Below are 17,812 nucleotides of genomic sequence, written 5' to 3'. Positions count from 1 at the left end.
GGTAAGCGGAACTTCCCGCCCCGCCCCGCTCGTCCTGGTCTTCCGTACGGCCGTCATGGGACGGCGGGAACGGAGCCGATCATCCCCTAGGGTCGGAAGTGAACGGGGGACGAACGGTGTGCACGGCAGGCAGTGAGGCAGACGGTATGGCGCAGCAGGCGTACACGACGGAGACGGCGGACGACGGCTCGGGGCCCGAGCGACCGGGGTCCCGGCTCCGGCGTCTCGCGCACCGCGTGTCCGCCGGCTGGCGGGGCGACCCGCGCATCTGGCGCCGCGGCCTCGTCCTGACCGTGCTGGCCCTGCTGCTCGCCCTGGTGATGCTGGTCCACTCCCACATCCCGAACCGGGTGGGCAACCTCGGTAGTCTCACCGAGACGTTTCTGCCCTGGCTGGGACTGGCCATCCCGGTGCTGCTGGTCCTCGGCCTGGTCCGGAAGTCGGCGACCGCGCTGATCGCCGTGCTGCTCCCGGCGATCGTGTGGCTGAACCTCTTCGGCGGGCTGCTGACCGACAAGTCGGGCAGCGGCGGCGACCTCATGGTGGCCACCCACAACGTCAACGCCGACAACCCGGACCCGGCCGGGACCGCCACGGACGTGGCCGGTTCGGGGGCCGACGTGCTGGCACTGGAGGAGCTGCCAGCCTCCTCCGTCCCCGTCTACGAGAAGGCGCTCGGACCGACGTACAAGTACCACGCGGTGGTCGGCACGGTCGGTCTGTGGAGCAAGTACCCGATGACCGACGTGCGCGCCGTGGACATCAAGCTGGGCTGGAAGCGGGCGATGCGCGCCACCGTGACGACCCCGCGGGGCCCGGTCGCGGTCTACGTCGCGCACATGCCCTCGGTGCGGGTGAAGATGCAGGCCGGGTTCACCGCCCGGCAGCGGGACAAGAGCGCCGACGCGCTCGGCGAGGCGATCGCCGACGAGTCCCTGGGGCGTGTCGTCCTGCTCGGCGACCTCAACGGCACGATGAACGACCGCTCGCTCAACGCCGTCACCTCGCAGCTGCGCTCCACGCAGGGCGCGGCGGGCAGCGGCTTCGGCTTCAGCTGGCCGGCGTCGTTCCCGATGGCGCGGATCGACCAGATCATGGTCAAGGGCGTCGAGCCGGAGAAGTCCTGGACGCTGCCGCGCACGGGCAGCGACCACCTCCCGGTGGCGGCCAGTGTGAAGCTCGACACGGGCTCGTAACCTGCTGGAATACCGGACCCGCGAGCATTTGTTCCGTACGGGAACTTACTGCGAGACTCGAACCCGTACGGCACTCCGCTCTGAAAGGTCCTTCATGCCCCTGGCCCTGCTCGCCCTAGCCGTGGGCGCCTTCGGCATCGGTACCACCGAGTTCGTGATGATGGGCCTGCTGCCCGACGTCGCGGACGACCTGCACATATCCATCCCCAGCGCCGGGCATCTGGTCTCGGCGTACGCGCTGGGCGTCGTCATCGGCGCCCCGCTGCTGGCCGCCGTGACCGCGCGCATGTCCCGCCGCACGGTCCTGATGGCCCTCATGGCCCTGTTCGTGGTGGGCAACGCGCTCTCCGCGTTCGCCCCCGGCAACGGCTCCCTGCTGGCCGCCCGCTTCCTCAGCGGCCTGCCGCACGGCGCCTTCTTCGGCGTGGGCGCGGTCGTGGCCACGTCGATGGTCCCGCCGCAGCGCAAGGCCCGCTCGGTGTCCCTGATGTTCCTCGGCCTGACCGTCGCCAACGTCGCCGGCGTGCCCGCCGCCACGCTCATGGGGCAGCACTTCGGCTGGCGGGCCACGTTCCTCGCCGTGAGCGCGATCGGCCTGGCCGCGATCGCCTCGCTCGCCCTGCTCATCCCGCGGGACCGGGGGCACGCGGCGTCGGCGACGGGCCTGCGCGGTGAACTGGCCGCCCTGACGTCCCTGCCGGTCTGGCTGGCCCTCGGCACCACGGTGGCCGGCTTCGGCGCGCTCTTCGCCGCGTACAGCTACGTCACGCCGATGCTCACGGACACGGCGGGCTTCGCCCAGGCCGACGTGACCCTGCTCCTCGCCCTCTTCGGCGTGGGCGCCACCGCCGGGAACCTGCTGGGCGGCCGCCTCGCGGACCGCTCCCTGCGCGGCACCCTCTTCGGCGGCCTGGCCGCCCTGGCGGTGGTGCTCGTGCTGTTCCCGCTGCTGATGCGTGCGGAGTGGGGCGCCTCGCTGGCGGTGACCCTCCTCGGCATGGCGGCGTTCGTCACCGGCTCGCCGCTCCAGCTGATGGTGATGGAGAAGGCCGCGGCGGCCCCCTCCCTCGCCTCCTCGGCCAATCAGGCGGCCTTCAACCTGGCCAACGCCGGTGGCGCCTGGATCGGCGGACTGACCCTCGCGGCGGGCTTCGGCACGACGTCCCCGGCTCTCGCGGGCGCGGCCCTGGCGGTCCTGGGCCTGGGTGTGGCGAGCGTGGCCCACGCGGTCGACCGGCGCCGGGCGGCCCCGGTGCCGGGACGGGTGATCACCGCCCACCTCCCGGAGGAGTCGGGGGCCCTGCACCGCTGAGGCGACGGGTGCCGGAGGGGCCGGCCGCCCTCGTTCCCGGGGGGGGCGGCGCCGGCCGGGGCGACGGGTGCCGACGGGACCGGTCGCCCGCGCACCGGGCGCGGCGCCGACGAGGTGACCTGGTGGAACGTCCGGGTGTGGTCCAGTGCGCCGCCGGGTGCCCTGTACAGGCACAGGGCACCCGGCGGCGCTGAATTGGTCTAGTCCCTTCTTGGTCCAGACCATTGACCCGCGCCGGTGGCGGGCGCTATTCCATTGGTCGGCAACACCCGCCCCGCGCAAGGACATTTGGCCACCCCTCCTCACACCGGGACTGACATGAGACTCGTGCGTTCCATCCGCGCGGCCCTCACCGCAGCCGCCACCACGGCGGCCGCGGTGGGCCTCGCCCTCACGGGAACCGGCACCGCTCAGGCCGCGACACCCCTGCCGAACCACGTCTTCGCCCCCTACTTCGAGGCATGGACCGGCGAGAGCCCCGCCGCCCTGTCCGCCCAGTCGGGTGCCAAGCACCTGACGATGGCGTTCCTGCAGACCGCGTCCAAGGGCTCCTGCACGCCGTACTGGAACGGCGACACCGGCATGCCGGTCGCCGCGTCGACCTTCGGCGCCGACATCAAGACGATCCAGGGCAACGGCGGTGACGTCATCCCCTCGTTCGGTGGCTACACGGCCGACACCACCGGCACCGAGATCGCCGACAGCTGCACCGACGTCCAGCAGATCGCCGCCGCGTACGAGAAGGTCATCACCACCTACGACATCTCGCGGCTCGACATGGACGTCGAGGTCGACTCGCTCGACAACACCGCCGGCATCGACCGCCGCAACAAGGCCATCAAGCTGGTCGAGGACTGGGCCGCGGCCAACGGGCGCAAGGTGGAGATCTCCTACACCCTGCCGACCACCACGCACGGCCTCGGGGACACCGGCGAGGCGCTGCTGCGCAACGCGGTGAGCAACGGCACCCGGGTCGACGTCGTGAACCTCATGACGTTCGACTACTACGACAACCAGGCCCACGACATGGCGAAGGACACCCAGACCGCCGCCCAGGGCCTGTACGACCTGCTCGCCGAGCTGTACCCGGGCAAGACCGCCGCCCAGCTGTGGAACATGGTCGGCGTCACCGAGATGCCCGGCGTCGACGACTTCGGCCCGGCGGAGACCTTCAGCCTGGCCAACGCCCGGACCGTGTACGACTGGGCCGTCTCCAAGGGCATCAACACCCTGTCCTTCTGGGCGCTCCAGCGGGACAACGGCGGCTGCCCGGGCGGTGCCGCCGCGGACAACTGCTCGGGCATCGCGCAGAACACCTGGGACTTCAGCCACATCTTCGCGCCGTTCACCGGGGGCGGCACCCCCACGCCGTCCAACGACTTCTCGGTGGCGCTCACCCCGGCCTCCGGGACCGTGACGGCCGGCCAGTCCGCCACGGCCACCGTGAAGACGGCCGTGACCAAGGGCGACGCCCAGAGTCTGAAGCTCAGCGTCAGCGGGGCCCCGGCGGGTGTCACCGCCTCCCTCAGCCCGGCGTCGGTCACCGCGGGCGGCACCTCCACGCTCACCCTGGCCACCACCCCGGCCGCGGCCTCGGGCACCTACACGGTCACCGTGACCGGTGCGGGCGCCTCCGGCAGCCACGCGGCGTCGTACTCCCTGACCGTCACCGGCGGCACCGGCAGCCAGTGCACCGCCGCGCCGTGGGCCAAGGACAAGGTCTACACCGGCGGTCAGCAGGTCTCGTACAAGTCGCACACCTGGAAGGCCAAGTGGTGGACGACGGGCGAGGAGCCCGGCACCACCGGTGAGTGGGGCGTCTGGCAGGACCTCGGCGCCTGCTGAACCGCGCCGCGACCAGGCCGGGTGACCGCCCCCACCGCCGCCCGGCCGCCGAGCGGCCCGGAACCCACCCCACGGGGTGCGGCTCCGGGCCGCTCACCTCAGCTTCTCAGCTCGCACCACACCGTCTTGCCGTCCGCCCGCTGTGTCACGCCCCACCGCTCGGCGAGGGCGTCGACCAGCGCGAGCCCCCGGCCCGACTCCTGCTCCCCGGTGACGGACAGCAGGACGGGCAGCGCGCGCGGATCGGGGTCGGTCACCTCCACCCGGGTCCGCCCGTGCCGCGAGGCGGTAGCGACGACCCGCACGGTCACCGCAGTGCCCTCGCCGACGTGGGCGATGACATTGGTCAGCAGCTCCGTCGCGCACAGCCGCACGTCGAAGCCGTGGTCGCGGAGCCGGTGGCGCAGGTCCGGTGCGGCCCCGGGCGTCGCGGACAGCCGGAACTCCAGCAGCGTCAGCACTCGGTCCCCGCCTTCCGCAGTACGGCGGCCAGGGCGCGCGCGGTGGTCACGTTGCAGTTCCCGAGCGTCACGAGCCCGGCGGGCGGCGCGTACGTCCCGGCGAACCCCGCGAGGTCCACCCGGAGGGACGGCAGGGTGATCCCGTGCAGGGCGAGCGCGGACCGGAGGTCCTCTACGCAGAGAGTGACGTCGTAGGTGGTGGGGGAGCGGTCTGGCATCGGGGAGACAGCCTTCTGTGCGGTGTGTGACGAATCCCTCACAGGCTGTCGCCCGGCTCGCTACGGTGAAAGGGGTTTCGCGTTCGCGACCGGGGCAGCGGAGGACGGTGAACAGTGGCACGGGGCAAGGACATCGACGGCTCGATGAGCGTTCCGACCTTCTACGGCAAGGAGTTGCGGTGGAAGAGGGAGGCGGCGGGGCTGTCGCTGGAGACGTTCCTGGAGGGCAGCTTCTACGGGAAGACGTACCTCAGCGACATCGAACGCGGTGAGCGGAGGATGCCACTCGACCTTGCCCGGCACGCGGACCGGGTGCTGGGGACGGACGGCTTCTTCGAGCGGTGCTGTGAGGATGTGCGCAGGGCGAGGCGGGCCGGGCATGCCGCGTACTTCGAGAAGGTGCTGGAGGCGGAGAAACACGCTTTGGCCATCGAGGAGTGGAGCCCCACGCTGCTTCCGGGGCTTCTTCAGACTCCGGAGTACGCACGGGCCGTCATTCTCGCCGGGCTTCCGCTGTCCTCGGACGCTGAGGTCCAGGAGAAGGTCGACGGCCGAATGGCGCGGGCCGGGCTCTTCGAGGCGGACCGCTGCCGGCCCGAATACTGGGTGATCCTGCATGAGTCGCTGCTCACCGAACCGCTCCTGGCGGACGACGGTATGGCGGAGCAACTGGAGCGGATCGCCCGACTCGCGGACCGGCGTCGAATCACTCCGCAAATCGTTCCGCGGACGCGGGGCGCGCACCCGTTGATGGCAGCGTCCATCATGAGTATGACTTTCGCCGAGGCCCCGCCGCTGATCTATCTGGAGGCCTCCTACAGCGGTGACACCGTCGATGATCCAGCGCTCGTGAAGGAGTACCGCAAGGCATACGATCGGCTCAGGGCTGTCGCGCTGTCACCAGACGCATCCCTCGCCATGATCAAGGCCGCAGCGAAGGACTATCGAAATGGCAAGCAAACGGATCGACTTGAGTGATGCTCACTGGTGCAAGAGCAGCCACAGCAACGAGAGCGGCGGCAACTGCGTCGAAGTAGCCGACAACATCCCCGGCCTCGTCCCCGTACGTGACTCCAAGGCCCCCCATGGCCCCGCGCTCCTCGTCTCTGCCGCCGCCTGGTCTCCCTTCGTCAGCGCGCTCAAGTCCCCCTGACGCGCGAAGGGGCGTGGGGTCGCCAGGACCCCACGCCCCCTGTCGCTCAGCGGAGCGTCAGCGCGTCAGCGCGTCAGTGCTTCTTCGGCGCGAAAGACGACACGTAGCCGCCCGCCGGGGAGCCCACGCCCGTGACGTCGTCGTAGCCCTTCACGGCCGACAGCGAGCTGTCCTTGCCGAGGCTGCGGACCGAGGTCAGCAGGCCGTCCTTGGCGTTGAGGCCGTTGGCGAAGTCCACGCGGACGACCGCCAGGCCGGAGCCGGTCGGGTTGTCCGTGACGTCGTGGTAGACGCCCGCCTTGCCGTACTTGGCGTAGATCGACGGGTTGGCGAAGCCGAGCGCCTTGCCGCCGCGCGCCTCCTGGGCCAGGGCCTGGACCGCCGCGATGACCGGAGCGGCCAGCGAGGTGCCGCCGATGCGGTACTCGCTGTACTTCTCCGAGCCGTCCGGGAAGGTCTGGGTCTGGCCGACCAGGAAGCCGGTGTTCGGGTCGGCGATGGCCGCGATGTCCGGGACGACGCGGTTGCCGGCGGCGTTGTTGGCCGTGGCCAGCGCCTTCGGGACGACGTTCTTCTGGTAGTACGGCTGCGGCACCGTCTTGCTGGTGCCGCCGCCCGCGCCCGAGGTGAAGGCGCCGGGGAAGGCGTCCCAGCTCTTGCCGTCGGCCGACAGGGTCGCCTTCTCGGTGCCCCAGCCGGTCTCCCACTGGTACTTGTCGCCCTTGCCGACGGCCAGCGAGGTGCCGCCGACCGCGGTCACCCACGCCGAGTTGGCCGGGGTGTCGACCTGCTTCACACCGGAGGCCGCGACCTGGTCGCCGTCGTCACCGGAGGAGAAGTAGAAGCCGATGCCCTGCACCGCGCCCAGCTGGAAGACCTGGTCGTAGGCGGCCGCGAGGTCCGGCGTCTGGTTGGCCTCGACGTCGCCCCAGGAGTTGGAGACGATGTCGGCCAGGTGGTTGTCGACGACCTTGCTCAGGGAGTCCAGCAGGTCGTCGTCGTAGCAGGAGGCGGCACCCACGTAGGTGACGTCCGCGGCCGGCGCGACCGCGTGCACGGCCTCGACGTCGAGGGTCTCCTCGCCGTACCAGCCGGCCGCCCCGCACTCCTCGGTCCTGGTGTACTGGGCCGGCAGCACCTGGTGCAGCTGGCTGGTCTTCCAGGCCGCGTCACCGTTCTTCTGGGCGTACTTGGCCGCGTCGAAGGCGATGGTCGGCGAGGCGTACGCGTCCGTGATCGCGATCCGGACCTTCTTGCCGGTGTACTTGCCGGCGCCGTAGGCGGCGCGCAGCTGCTTGCCGGTGTATCCCTTGACCGCGTACGGGATCTTGTGGCCGTACGCGTCCGGCAGCGTGCTCGCGACGTTCGAGCCGTAGTACGACGAGAACGGCCCCGCGTTCTTGAACACGGCGTCCGGCGGCGGCAGCTGGTCGTCGTGGTTCGCCTTGTGCGGGGCGTTGTCCAGGCCGGTGACGGTCAGGACGGCGCCCTGCAGCGCGGCCGGCACGGACGCCGTCTGCGCGGGGGCGCGGTAGGTCTTCGCGCCCTTGGCGTAGTTGTGCAGCTGGGTGCCGAACGCCTTCTCGGCGGCGGCCACGTCACCGGAGACGGCGACGTAGTGCGAGGTGACCTCGGTGACGGTCAGACCGGCCGACTTCAGCCAGGACTTGACCGCGGCCACCTGGGCCTTGGTGGCGCCGAAGCGGGCCTGCGCCTTGCCGGCGCTCAGGTACTTGCCGTACTGCGGCGAGCTCGGGTCGGACACGGCCCTGGCGTAGGCGGCGAGTCCGGCCGCGTCCTTGCCGGCCAGGTAGACGCGGGCCTTGACCTGGGCGCTGTCGGACGTCGCGCCCTTGTCGGACTTGGCCGTGGCCCAGAGCGGCTTGCTGCCCTTGAGTACGTCACGGGCGGGGCTGTCCGCGGCGTGCGCCGCGGGTATGCCCAGCGCCAGCGCGCCGGCGATCATGGGCAGTGTCGCTGCCATGCTCACACCTGCGCGTATGGTGGCGCGGTTGGATCTCATAGAACCCCCTGCGATGCGGTTCGCATGCATGTAGTGGCTGGTACGTCATGCGATCTGCGCGCAGGCCCGCGGCGGTTCGGCCGACGAATGGATCACACGACGGGGCCACTCTTTCGATGAACCGTTCATGCCAGGGGAACGTGGAAGTCAAGAGAAGCTCAAGGACCGGTCATGAGGGGGGATTTGGGTCCTTTGCGTTGACGGCGACGTCACGGACGCGGTCGCGCGCCTCGCTCCTTCAGCATCCCGGCCATCAGCTCGATCTCCGACCGCTGGGCGTCGACCATGCCCTGCGCGAGCCGCTTCTCCACGTCGACGGTGCACTTGGCGGCACAGCCCTCGGCCATGTGCACGCCCCCCTGGTGATGGGCCGTCATGAGCTGGAGGTAGAGGATCTCCGCCGGCTTGCCGCTCAGCGACCGGAGCCTGTCCAGCTCGGTGTCGGTCGCCATGCCCGGCATCAGCGCGCCGTCCCCGGCGGAGGGCATGCCGCGCATGCCCATCCAGGTCATCGGCGGATCGGCGGACACCTTCGGCAGCCCCCACAGGTCCAGCCAGCCCAGCATCATGCCGCGCTGGTTGGCCTGGGTCTGCGCGATGTCGTAGGCGAGCCGCCGCACCTCCTCGTTCTTCGTGCGGTCCCGCACGATGTACGACATCTCGACGGCCTGCTGGTGGTGGACGGACATGTCGCGCGCGAAGCCGGCGTCGGCCGACTCCGCCCCCGGCGTCCTCGTGCCCGGTCCGCCGCTGTCCTCGGCGACCGCGTAGGTGACCGCGCCGGCGGCGACGAGCACCGCCGCCGCCGCACCGGCGACCCAGCCGGCGTACCGACGGTTCACTTCATGACCCCGCCGGTGCACGAGGCGCCCGGTTCGGGCGTCTGCTGACCCTGTACGTAGGTGGCGAAGAACTTGTCCACCTCCGGGTCCTTCGCGCTCTTCACCGCCACCTGGTGGCCCCACGCCGACAGGATCAGCGGGGCCGCCTGGTTCTCGTACGGGCTCATCAGCGAGTACGGCGTCCTCTTCACCTTCGCCGCCAGCGCGTCGACGTCCGCCTTCTGCGCCTTGCCGGTGTACGTCACCCAGACCGCGCCGTGCTCCAGGGCGTGCACGGCGTTCTCGTCCTGCACCGCCTCGGTGTAGACGTCACCGTTGCAGTTCAGCCAGACCGGGTTGTGGTCGCCGCCGACCGGCGGGTGCATCGGATACGACACCTTGGTCGTCACGTGCGTCCGCGACAGCTTGCCGGACCAGGTCCTCACCCCGTCCTTGCCCGTCGTGAAGCCCCCGGAGTCCCCGGAGTCCCTGCCGCCCCCGGAGCCCTTGCCGTCGGCGCTCGCGGTGGTGTCCTTCGTGTCCGGCCGCGAGTTCACCAGGACCACGCCGCCGACGGCGAGACCGGCCACGACCACCACGCAGGCGGTGATGACCAGGATCCGGTTGCGGCGTTCCCTGGCGCGCTCGGCGCGCCGCATCTCCTCTATGCGCGCCGTGCGCGCCGCGGTGCTGGTGCTCTGGCCGGAACCCATGAGGTGTCCTTCTGGGGAAAGGGACGCGGATGTGGAAGGTGGGGCCAGCTGATCGTAATGGGGGAGGGCGGTGCTTCCGTAGGGGGCGCGGAAACCTGTGGGATTTCGCCCGGCCCGGCGCCGCGGGGGCGGCCGGCCCCGGCGGCGCGCGGAAGACCGAGGTCACCCGTATGCACGTTCGAATCGGGTGGGGCGGGGAACCCGGCCGGCCCGCCCATGACGGATGCCCGTGCGAGCAGGCAAGATGGGGCGAGAGCGCAGTACACCTGCCGTACGAGAGGCGTTCAGGACGTGGACGCTCGGGCGATCAAGGTCCGCAACGCGCGTGAAACGCTGTTGTGGTGGGATGCTCAGGTGCCCGACCGCCACCCGTGGTGCCCGGGACAGGCGGCCTGACCAGCAAGGATGGGGAAGCGGAAGATGGACAAGCAGCAGGAGTTCGTGCTCCGGACCTTGGAGGAGCGTGACATCCGGTTCGTACGGCTGTGGTTCACGGACGTGCTGGGCTTCCTCAAGTCCGTCGCCGTGGCCCCCGCCGAACTGGAGCAGGCCTTCGACGAGGGCATCGGCTTCGACGGTTCCGCCATCGAGGGCTTCGCCCGGGTCTACGAGTCCGACATGATCGCCAAGCCGGATCCGTCCACCTTCCAGGTCCTGCCGTGGCGCGCCGAGACCCCCGGCACCGCCCGCATGTTCTGCGACATCCTCATGCCGGACGGCTCCCCCTCCTTCGCCGACCCGCGCTACGTCCTCAAGCGGGCCCTGGCCCGCACCTCCGACCTGGGCTTCACCTTCTACACCCACCCGGAGATCGAGTTCTTCCTGCTGAAGGACCGCCCGCTGGACGGCACCCGCCCGACCCCCGCCGACAACTCGGGCTACTTCGACCACACCCCCACCAACGTCGGCATGGACTTCCGCCGGCAGGCGATCACCATGCTGGAGTCGATGGGCATCTCGGTGGAGTTCTCCCACCACGAGGGCGCCCCCGGCCAGCAGGAGATCGACCTCAGGTACGCCGACGCGCTCTCCACGGCCGACAACATCATGACCTTCCGCCTGGTCATGAAGCAGGTGGCGCTGGAGCAGGGGGTCCAGGCGACGTTCATGCCGAAGCCTTTCTCCGAGCACCCCGGCTCCGGCATGCACACCCACCTGTCCCTCTTCGAGGGCGACCGCAACGCGTTCTACGAGTCCGGCGCCGAGTACCAGCTCTCCAAGGTCGGCCGCTCCTTCATCGCGGGCCTGCTCAAGCACGCCGCGGAGATCTCCGCGGTCACCAACCAGTGGGTGAACTCCTACAAGCGCATCTGGGGCGGTTCCGAGCGCACGGCGGGCGCGGGCGGCGAGGCCCCCTCGTACATCTGCTGGGGCCACAACAACCGCAGCGCCCTGGTCCGCGTCCCGATGTACAAGCCCGGCAAGACGGGCTCCGCACGGGTGGAGGTCCGCTCCCTGGACTCCGGCGCCAACCCGTACCTGGCCTACGCCCTCCTGCTGGCCGCCGGCCTCAAGGGCATCGAGGAGGGGTACGAACTCCCGCCGGGCGCCGAGGACGACGTCTGGGCCCTCTCCGACGCCGAGCGCCGCGCGATGGGCATCGAGCCCCTCCCGCAGAACCTCGGCGAGGCCCTGTCCCTCATGGAACGCAGCGACCTGGTCGCCGAGACCCTCGGCGAACACGTCTTCGACTTCTTCCTGCGCAACAAGCGCTCGGAGTGGGAGGAGTACCGCAGCGAGGTCACCGCGTTCGAGCTGCGGAAGAACCTGCCGGTGCTGTAGGAGCAGGTCAGGACGGGTTTCCAGTCGATTCAGCAGGTGGGGCCGACGGTCGTGGACGGTCGGCCCCATGCCCTTTCACTGGCCCTGGGCCGTCTCGGGGCCGTCTGCCGCCGGATCGGTGCCCTCGTACAGGCCGTCCACAGCCTTCCGGGCCCGTGCGTCGCTGCTCGGCATGAGGTGCGTGTAGACCCGGAGCGTGAATCCCGGATCGTTGTGTCCAAGGTAGTGACTCAGTGCCTTGATGTTCTCGCCGGCGTCCAGCAGGACCGAGGCGTAGAAGTGCCTGAGAGCGTGCATGCCGTGTTCGCGGGCAGCTTGGTGACGCTCTCCCGGTTTCGGCGCGGGGATCACCCCAGCAGCTACGAGAGCAGGCTTCCATGCGCGGTCGTTGAAGTCGGTGCGCCGAACCGCGCCCGCGCCGTCGAGGCGGGTGAACAGCAGCTGCTTGGTGACAGGCGGACCGTCCACCCGGAGCCACGGCAGGGTGATCTCCACCGGGGGGAACGCCTCCATGTGCTGCTTGAGAACGTGCGCTACGCGGTCCGGCAGGGGAACGTCGCGGATCTTGTTGCGCTTCGGCGGGCCGAACACGAGACCGTCTTTCGTCACCTTCACCTGGTTCGCGATATGCAGCCATCCGGAGTCGAAGCCGATTGCATCGACGGGCAAACCGAAGATCTCCCCTTGCCGAAGTCCGCATCCGCCTCCGAGGTCAACCGTCGCGCGGTATCGCTTCGGGAGCGCCGCTCGTACGGCGAAGACGCGCTCTACCGCCCACGGCACAACGCGACCAGTACCCGCAGCAGGCGGACGCACCGATTGCGCGTGGCACGGGTTCTTCGACAGGTGCCCGTCGTCCACGGCCGCATTGAGGACCGTGGATACGTTGTTGTAGATCACGCGCCGGTACGACGACGCAGGGACAGCCTGTTCCAGTTCGCTGAGCCAGTCCCGGATGTGTTCCGGTTTGAACGAGCCGAGCGGTCGCGGTCCCAGGTAGGGGATTGCATGGCCCCGAATCGCGGACCCCACCGACTCTCGCGTGGTCATGTCGGTGGTCTGGGTGCTCAGCCACTTCTCGGCGTACTGCCGAAACGTCACTCGGCTCGCGGCGGGGTCCACGTACTGGCCCCGAGACATGTCCGCCTCAATGTGGGCGAGCCACTGATCGGCCAGTCGCTTCTGTCCGTCGGTGAATGACTTGCTCTTCTCGGTCCCGTCCGGGCCGATATAGCGGGCGCGGTAGCGCAACCCGGTGCCGTAGCGGTCCGTGCGTACACGGCGGGGCTTGCCGGCGGCGTCGGTTTCAGTTTTGTACCACCGGTCTTGGATGTGGCCTGCCATCAGGCAGTAGTCCTCTCTCGACACACAGCAGGGAGAGCCGCGTGGGCGGCTCTCCCTGCTGTGTGGGTGGGGTGTGTTGCTTATGCGGCGGCGTCCGCGGCCTTGCGTTGGATGACGTAGGCGCGCACGTCGGCGGGGTCGTAGCGGAGGTGCTTGCCGATGCGGAAGCCGGGCGGACCGGTGCGCTTCTTGCGCCACTGGTAGACCGTTTCCTTGGGCACCTCGAAGATCTCGGCGATGTCGTCGGGGATGAGGTAGCGATCGGGTAGACCGCCGCGGAGGATGGCGCGGGGGTCTGGCCGATCAAGTGCGGTGTCGATGAGACGCCTCCGTACGCGATGTGTCGGGAGTCCGCGTGTGTCCGAGGTGCGGATTTCTGCGTCATCGCGTCAGGCTCGTCATTTGCGGTTCTGACCTGCGGTTATGCGGTGACGCGGGCAGCTCGGGGCGTGTCACAGGGCGGGGCGGGGTTCTGTCACCCGTGACGGGGGTGACGCCGGATGACGCAGGTTTGGCCGTCTGCGTCACCGCTGTAGCCGCTGGTCAGGGACCGCTTTCGGGTGGCTAGTGACGTGGGTGACGCAGGGTCTCTTCTCTTAGGAAAAAGAGAAGGGGGTGGTGTCTGTGGTGGTGCGGCGCGGCTCAGATCGTGAAGAAGGAGCCGCTTCGCGGCGCGTCCTCTGGCGGCGGCAAGCCGCCGGAACAGCAAGAGGAGCACCGCCCCGCCGGGGGGTGCTCCTCTTGCTTGTTCAGTGTGGCTCCGTGGTGGCGCGGGTCAGAACGCCGCTTCCTGCTCGTGCGGGAGCGTGAGCGGGGTGCTGTGGGTCATTTCGATGTAGCGGGCGGAGCTGGTGCGGCCCCAGTCGATGAGGACGCCGCGTGCGGCGAGGGTCGGCTGGAGGCGCTTGAGCCGGTCGGAGAGGACTTTGCCGGTGGTGGGCCAGCCTTTGGGCAGGGGACGGCACTCTTCGCCGCTGTAGAGGCCGGTGAGGCAGTGCAGCCACTCCGATGACGTCATACGGACTTCGGCGCCCGCGTCGAGTCCGGCCGCGTGCTTGAGAACCGTCTGCGCCAGTAGGTCACCTTCGATGACGTCGTCGTTGAGGTCATCGAGGCTAGCCCGGTAAGCGGTGAGCGAGCCGAAGCCGGTGGCCGCATCGAGCTGCGCGCACAGGTGGGCGAAGTCCGCCATCCGCAGATCGGTGGGAGTCTCCGCCTGTGCCGCCCGCACCTTGACCGTCAGGTCCAGCAGGGAGCCGAGAACGACCGGCAGGATTTCCGCGTACTCCGCCCACAGCTCTGCCTCGGTCCGTCGCACCCGGGGCCGTACGAGACGCAGTGGGAGGAGGCGTTCGGCGAGGTCGGGCCGGATGACGCCGACGTCGATGCCGGTGAGGAGCATGGGGCGCCGGTAGCGGGAGCGGACGACGTCCCCGTCGGTGAACAGCGCGCGCTTGATGCTCTCGGCGCCGGTCACGATGCAGCACATGAGGTCGGACAGGTCCGGGGGCAGGTGGGAGAGGTTGTCCAGGGCGGTGACCCAGCCGGCGGCGACGGCCGTGATCATGTTCTCCTCGTCCTTCGGCGCCCGACGCAGGTCACCGCTCATGCCCTCGATGATCCGTACCAGCATCCGGCCGCCGGTGGACTTGCCCGCCCCTTGGGGGCCGGTGAGGAACGGTGCGGGGACGGGCACGGACGGTTCCAGGCAGCCGATCAGCCAGGCGATGGCCAGGCATTCGGATTCGGCGCTGGCGAAGTTGCACAGGCGCAGCAGGAGATCGATGCCCTTGCCGTTGGTGTCCTGTGCCGGGAGGGGGAGTTCGCCGGTGAGCTGGGTGCGCCGCCAGCAGACTTCCTGCGGGTCGGGGGTGAGGATGTCCCAGCCGGTGGGGTGGATGCGGACGGACTTGCCGTCGGTGCGGCCCAGGTCGAGCCAGGTCGCCCCGTCGAATCCGGGCGCCACGCGGATGTGGGTGGGCTGTACGTCCTCGGTCAGGGCGAGTGCTTCGATCAAGTCCAACGCCTCCTTGAGCGCGGTGCCGTTGAACACGCCGATGCCGTCCCTGTACAGACCGACCATAAGTTCCTGCCGGTGGCTGCCGGTCGTGCCCTGGGAGCGGATCGGGCGGGCAACAGGGTGGCCGTTGCGCTGCGCGTATACGGTGCCGTCGATGGTGCGGAAGTACCGGAAGTGCTCTTGGGCGTAGTCGGTGATGATCTGCCGGGCCGGAGTCTTCTCGTCCTCGGACATGACTCACATCCCCAAAGCGGTGCGGGCGTTGGTCCACGCGTCAGCACAGTGCCGAGCCGATTCGCCCTTGGCCTGGGCAGCGCTGAACAGTCGCGCCATGTGGGCCTCGGTGAGGCAGCTGCACCGGCCGTGCGTGGACAGCACCGCCAGGAACGTCCGGTACACGGTGGCGTGCACCGCGCTGGAGGCGTCGGTGATGCGCTGCTCCGCCATGGCGATACCGCGTTCCAGGTAGGCGGGGGTGCGGTGCCGGCAGTCCCCGCCCCCGAACCGCGCGGGCACGCTTACGCCGTGCGGCGCGGGCCGGGCGGCGGCGGGTTCCCTCATGGCCAGCGTTCGGACGACGTCCGGCAGCGCGGTCATGGTGCCGGTGCCGGGACCGAGCCATCGGGCGTAGGACATGGACGATTTGATGTCGACGCCGGGGCGGACCGCGTTGTGCGAGGGCATGGCGCCGCGGTAGATCCAGTGCTGACCGCGTGTCGTCTCTACGGTCCGGGTGGCGGGTAGGGTCTCGCGGGCCCATGTGACGGCCGCGGCGTCGTCCAGGTCCACCACGGTTAGCCCGGCGGCGCCGGGATGGTAGGCGACGCAGACGGCACGGCGCCATGCAGCCGTCCACGGCGGGGAGGTGAGGACACGTGGGTCGGTGGTGGCCGCGGCCCACGCATGGCAGACGTCGGCGCACTGGCACGGCCCGGCGGTCTTCATGTTCGGCCGGCCGCCGCACGCGTTGTCCGCGCAGGTGCGGCAGTTGCCAAAGGGCGCCTTGCCCGCACGCAGGGGCAGCACGGGCAGCCCGGTGGCGGCCAGGGCGAGGGCCACTCGCCGGAGGGGGGTCTGTTGCGTCATGCTGGAGGTCTCCAGTACGTCTTCAGCGGGCTGGATGAGGGCGGCCCCGGTTCTTGGTCGGATGGGGGTCGCCCTTTCGCCTGCCACCTGCGAGAAAGGGGCAGCAGGTTGTCAGTGGGGGCGGTTATGGTCGCCGGCATGACGACGACCTTTGATCTTTCGCCGGGTGTACTCACGAGCCGTGAGGAGATCGCCGCGATCTACGGCTGTGGCACGTTTCAGGGGATCGAGCCGGCCGATGCGGCGGGCAAGGTGTTCGTGTATTCCGACCCGTCCGCGGGCGCGGAGTTCGGCTACACCTTCGATGGCCGCGTGGACGACGACGAGTTCGGGCCGCTGTACCTGTACACCGGCGCCGGCGTGAATGGGGATCAGAAGCCGTCCGGCCGCAACGGGTCCTTGTTGACCGCGGCGAAGAAGAACCGGGAGATCCATCTGTTCGTCGCGGACGGCACCGTGCCGGGCAGTGGCGCCGTGCAGCAGCGGTACATCGGGCCGATGGTGGTGGACCTGGTCAAGCCGTATGACGTGCGCCGCGGGCCGGGGAAGAACCGTGTGATGCGGAATGCGCTGGTGTTCCGGTTCCGGCCGGCGCCGGGAACCATGCCGGCGTGGACGGACGCGGACCGTCAGCCGGCCGCCACGAAGACCGGTTACGAGATCATCGAACCGGTGGTGGAGATCCCGGAGCCGGTCACGCTGCCGGCGCAGGACGCCACGAAGGTCAAGAAGACCGAGCAGCACAAGACCGCTGAGACGGTCATGGATGTTCCCGCGGGGCAACGGAAGGTCCTGCGCCGGGAAGGCGAGTTGGTCAAGGCGTTCGTGGCCCACCTGACCGCCGCCGGGCACCACACTCACAGCTTCCAATTCACCGTTGAGGGCGAGCCGGGCACGCTGACCCCGGACCTGTACGACGCGACGGCCCACGTGCTCTACGAAGCCAAGGGATTGACGACTCGCGCCAACGTCCGCATGGCCATCGGACAGCTTGCCGACTACCGCCGTCGCGTCCCCGGACACGAGACGCTGCGCGTCGCCGTCTTGCTGCCTAGCGCGCCCACGCCCGACGTTCAGCAGCTTCTCGCGGAACAGAAGATCGAGCTTGTCTACCAGACGGAGCACGGATTCGCTGGGTGGCCCATCGCCTGATTCAGAAAGGCGGTTCGTCACTCCACGGGTCGCTGTGGGCGCGGTGGCGTGGCATGTGGGGCAGGCGTGGGAGCGGCAGCAGGACCACGCACCAGGGGGTGGAGCAGTCGCAGGGGTACCAGTGGGTGCCGGCGTACTCGCCGGTCTCGTCGCCGTAGTCGTGGTGGACGCCGCCCTCGCCGTGGCAGTCGGGGCAGTCGGGCCGGGGGGCATCGAGCAGGGCGAGTGCCCGGCGGGGGCAGCCAATCACCTGCAAGCGGAGTCGCATCACGATGGTTGGGTCTCCTTCGGTCAACCGTGGAAGTGGTTGCGCTTGATCACGGCCTTGCGGATGTTCATCGTGGTCCCGCCGCCGCGGCTGCCGGCGGTGAGCACCTGCACGACGATGAACCCGCCGAACAGCACCGCGGCGAGGGTGATGAGCTGGGTGATGAGCGCGGTGAGGGCGGCGATGAATGTGGTGAGCAGCAGCAGTCCACCGCACACCGCGAGGAACCCGACGCCACCAAGGGCGATGTTCACCGCCGCGCGGAAGACGACCGGCTTGGACGCGACCGGTTCCGGCTGGACGTGGTCGACGGCGTAGCCGGTGACGATCCGGCCGTCCGGGAGGACGACGCTCGCCACGCTCGGCACAGTGTGCGGCTGGACGGGAACGGGGGCGGCCGGCCGCATCACGAGGGGGA

Annotated in this window: 18 protein-coding genes; 7 read left to right on the top strand and 11 right to left on the bottom strand. The window is 69.9% G+C overall.

From position 1 onward, the window contains the following. Positions 1-146: 146 nt before the first annotated feature. The 3 genes from GT045_RS25305 (at position 147) to GT045_RS25295 (ending at position 4,353) form a co-directional block, all read left to right on the top strand. Positions 147-1,196, top strand: a complete 1,050-nt coding sequence (locus GT045_RS25305) for an endonuclease/exonuclease/phosphatase family protein (RefSeq protein ID WP_161287118.1) — start codon at positions 147-149, stop codon at positions 1,194-1,196. Between the two features lie 94 nt (positions 1,197-1,290). Next, complete coding sequence (locus tag GT045_RS25300) at positions 1,291-2,508, top strand: MFS transporter (protein WP_161335562.1); 1,218 nt, start codon at positions 1,291-1,293, stop codon at positions 2,506-2,508. A 318-nt stretch (positions 2,509-2,826) separates the two neighbouring features. Beyond that, positions 2,827-4,353, top strand: a complete 1,527-nt coding sequence (locus tag GT045_RS25295) for a glycosyl hydrolase family 18 protein (RefSeq protein ID WP_161287629.1) — start codon at positions 2,827-2,829, stop codon at positions 4,351-4,353. A gap of 98 nt (positions 4,354-4,451) precedes the next feature. Here the strand turns inward: GT045_RS25295 and GT045_RS25290 are convergent, their stop codons facing one another. Both GT045_RS25290 and GT045_RS25285 read right to left on the bottom strand, forming a co-directional pair. Continuing rightward, positions 4,452-4,814 (bottom strand): ATP-binding protein, encoded by a 363-nt coding sequence (locus tag GT045_RS25290; RefSeq protein ID WP_345942748.1) that lies wholly within the window; start codon positions 4,812-4,814, stop codon positions 4,452-4,454. After that, positions 4,808-5,032 (bottom strand): hypothetical protein, encoded by a 225-nt coding sequence (locus GT045_RS25285; RefSeq protein ID WP_161287628.1) that lies wholly within the window; start codon positions 5,030-5,032, stop codon positions 4,808-4,810. The genes GT045_RS25290 and GT045_RS25285 overlap by 7 nt, the downstream gene beginning before the upstream one ends. A 114-nt stretch (positions 5,033-5,146) precedes the next feature. Here GT045_RS25285 and GT045_RS25280 point away from each other — a divergent pair, with 114 nt between their 5' ends. Next, entirely contained in the window at positions 5,147-6,010 is an 864-nt protein-coding gene (locus GT045_RS25280) for a helix-turn-helix transcriptional regulator (protein WP_345942747.1), read from the top strand. Beyond that, positions 5,982-6,185 (top strand): DUF397 domain-containing protein, encoded by a 204-nt coding sequence (locus GT045_RS25275; protein WP_161287627.1) that lies wholly within the window; start codon positions 5,982-5,984, stop codon positions 6,183-6,185. The genes GT045_RS25280 and GT045_RS25275 overlap by 29 nt, the downstream gene beginning before the upstream one ends. Before the next feature lie 73 nt (positions 6,186-6,258). Here the strand turns inward: GT045_RS25275 and GT045_RS25270 are convergent, their stop codons facing one another. The 3 genes from GT045_RS25270 to GT045_RS25260 all read right to left on the bottom strand — a co-directional run bounded on the left by GT045_RS25270 (position 6,259) and on the right by GT045_RS25260 (position 9,742). Further along, positions 6,259-8,169: a S53 family peptidase gene (locus tag GT045_RS25270; protein WP_272926894.1), complete on the bottom strand. Its 1,911-nt coding sequence runs from the start codon at positions 8,167-8,169 to the stop codon at positions 6,259-6,261. A gap of 248 nt (positions 8,170-8,417) precedes the next feature. Then, positions 8,418-9,050 (bottom strand): DUF305 domain-containing protein, encoded by a 633-nt coding sequence (locus GT045_RS25265; protein ID WP_161335560.1) that lies wholly within the window; start codon positions 9,048-9,050, stop codon positions 8,418-8,420. Beyond that, positions 9,047-9,742 carry a DUF3105 domain-containing protein gene (locus GT045_RS25260; RefSeq protein ID WP_161287624.1) on the bottom strand — a complete coding sequence of 232 codons (696 nt, stop codon included), beginning with the start codon at positions 9,740-9,742 and terminating at the stop codon, positions 9,047-9,049. Before GT045_RS25260 ends, GT045_RS25265 begins: the two co-directional genes overlap by 4 nt. Positions 9,743-10,162: 420 nt before the next feature. Here GT045_RS25260 and GT045_RS25255 point away from each other — a divergent pair, with 420 nt between their 5' ends. Next, complete coding sequence (locus tag GT045_RS25255) at positions 10,163-11,524, top strand: glutamine synthetase family protein (protein WP_161335559.1); 1,362 nt, start codon at positions 10,163-10,165, stop codon at positions 11,522-11,524. A gap of 75 nt (positions 11,525-11,599) precedes the next feature. Here the strand turns inward: GT045_RS25255 and GT045_RS25250 are convergent, their stop codons facing one another. The 4 genes from GT045_RS25250 to GT045_RS25235 form a co-directional block, all read right to left on the bottom strand. Then, the gene (locus GT045_RS25250; protein ID WP_161335558.1) at positions 11,600-12,868 is read right to left on the bottom strand and encodes a site-specific integrase; all 1,269 of its coding nucleotides are present in this window, start codon (positions 12,866-12,868) and stop codon (positions 11,600-11,602) included. Between the two features lie 80 nt (positions 12,869-12,948). Beyond that, on the bottom strand, positions 12,949-13,188 hold the full coding sequence (locus GT045_RS25245; protein ID WP_161335576.1) for a helix-turn-helix domain-containing protein: 240 nt from the start codon (positions 13,186-13,188) through the stop codon (positions 12,949-12,951). A 455-nt stretch (positions 13,189-13,643) separates the two neighbouring features. Next, entirely contained in the window at positions 13,644-15,122 is a 1,479-nt protein-coding gene (locus GT045_RS25240; protein WP_161335557.1) for an ATP-binding protein, read from the bottom strand. Between the two features lie 3 nt (positions 15,123-15,125). Further along, positions 15,126-15,974, bottom strand: coding sequence for a bifunctional DNA primase/polymerase (locus GT045_RS25235; protein ID WP_161335556.1), 849 nt, complete (start codon positions 15,972-15,974; stop codon positions 15,126-15,128). Positions 15,975-16,112: 138 nt separating this feature from the next. Between GT045_RS25235 and GT045_RS25230 the strand changes: the two genes are divergently transcribed. Then, positions 16,113-17,126: a hypothetical protein gene (locus GT045_RS25230; protein ID WP_161335555.1), complete on the top strand. Its 1,014-nt coding sequence runs from the start codon at positions 16,113-16,115 to the stop codon at positions 17,124-17,126. 1 nt (position 17,127) lies between these two features. Here the strand turns inward: GT045_RS25230 and GT045_RS25225 are convergent, their stop codons facing one another. Then, positions 17,128-17,394 carry a hypothetical protein gene (locus GT045_RS25225; RefSeq protein WP_161335554.1) on the bottom strand — a complete coding sequence of 89 codons (267 nt, stop codon included), beginning with the start codon at positions 17,392-17,394 and terminating at the stop codon, positions 17,128-17,130. Between the two features lie 23 nt (positions 17,395-17,417). Continuing rightward, entirely contained in the window at positions 17,418-17,801 is a 384-nt protein-coding gene (locus tag GT045_RS25220; protein WP_202529022.1) for a hypothetical protein, read from the bottom strand. Positions 17,802-17,812 lie beyond the last annotated feature (11 nt).

This window comes from Streptomyces sp. SID486 (genome assembly GCF_009865385.1).
In the GTDB taxonomy this organism is placed as follows: domain Bacteria; phylum Actinomycetota; class Actinomycetes; order Streptomycetales; family Streptomycetaceae; genus Streptomyces.
Note: the sequence above shows the minus strand (reverse complement) of the source record. Positions and strands in the feature narration are given on the sequence as shown.

Coding starts and splice junctions, on each gene's coding strand:
- GT045_RS25305 (WP_161287118.1), top strand. CDS start 147: ATGGCGCAGCAGGCGTACACGACGGAGACGGCGGACGACGGCTCGGGG.
- GT045_RS25300 (WP_161335562.1), top strand. CDS start 1,291: ATGCCCCTGGCCCTGCTCGCCCTAGCCGTGGGCGCCTTCGGCATCGGT.
- GT045_RS25295 (WP_161287629.1), top strand. CDS start 2,827: ATGAGACTCGTGCGTTCCATCCGCGCGGCCCTCACCGCAGCCGCCACC.
- GT045_RS25285 (WP_161287628.1), bottom strand. CDS start 5,032: ATGCCAGACCGCTCCCCCACCACCTACGACGTCACTCTCTGCGTAGAG.
- GT045_RS25275 (WP_161287627.1), top strand. CDS start 5,982: ATGGCAAGCAAACGGATCGACTTGAGTGATGCTCACTGGTGCAAGAGC.
- GT045_RS25270 (WP_272926894.1), bottom strand. CDS start 8,169: ATGGCAGCGACACTGCCCATGATCGCCGGCGCGCTGGCGCTGGGCATA.
- GT045_RS25260 (WP_161287624.1), bottom strand. CDS start 9,742: ATGGGTTCCGGCCAGAGCACCAGCACCGCGGCGCGCACGGCGCGCATA.
- GT045_RS25255 (WP_161335559.1), top strand. CDS start 10,163: ATGGACAAGCAGCAGGAGTTCGTGCTCCGGACCTTGGAGGAGCGTGAC.
- GT045_RS25250 (WP_161335558.1), bottom strand. CDS start 12,868: ATGGCAGGCCACATCCAAGACCGGTGGTACAAAACTGAAACCGACGCC.
- GT045_RS25240 (WP_161335557.1), bottom strand. CDS start 15,122: ATGTCCGAGGACGAGAAGACTCCGGCCCGGCAGATCATCACCGACTAC.
- GT045_RS25235 (WP_161335556.1), bottom strand. CDS start 15,974: ATGACGCAACAGACCCCCCTCCGGCGAGTGGCCCTCGCCCTGGCCGCC.
- GT045_RS25230 (WP_161335555.1), top strand. CDS start 16,113: ATGACGACGACCTTTGATCTTTCGCCGGGTGTACTCACGAGCCGTGAG.
- GT045_RS25225 (WP_161335554.1), bottom strand. CDS start 17,394: ATGCGACTCCGCTTGCAGGTGATTGGCTGCCCCCGCCGGGCACTCGCC.
- GT045_RS25220 (WP_202529022.1), bottom strand. CDS start 17,801: ATGCGGCCGGCCGCCCCCGTTCCCGTCCAGCCGCACACTGTGCCGAGC.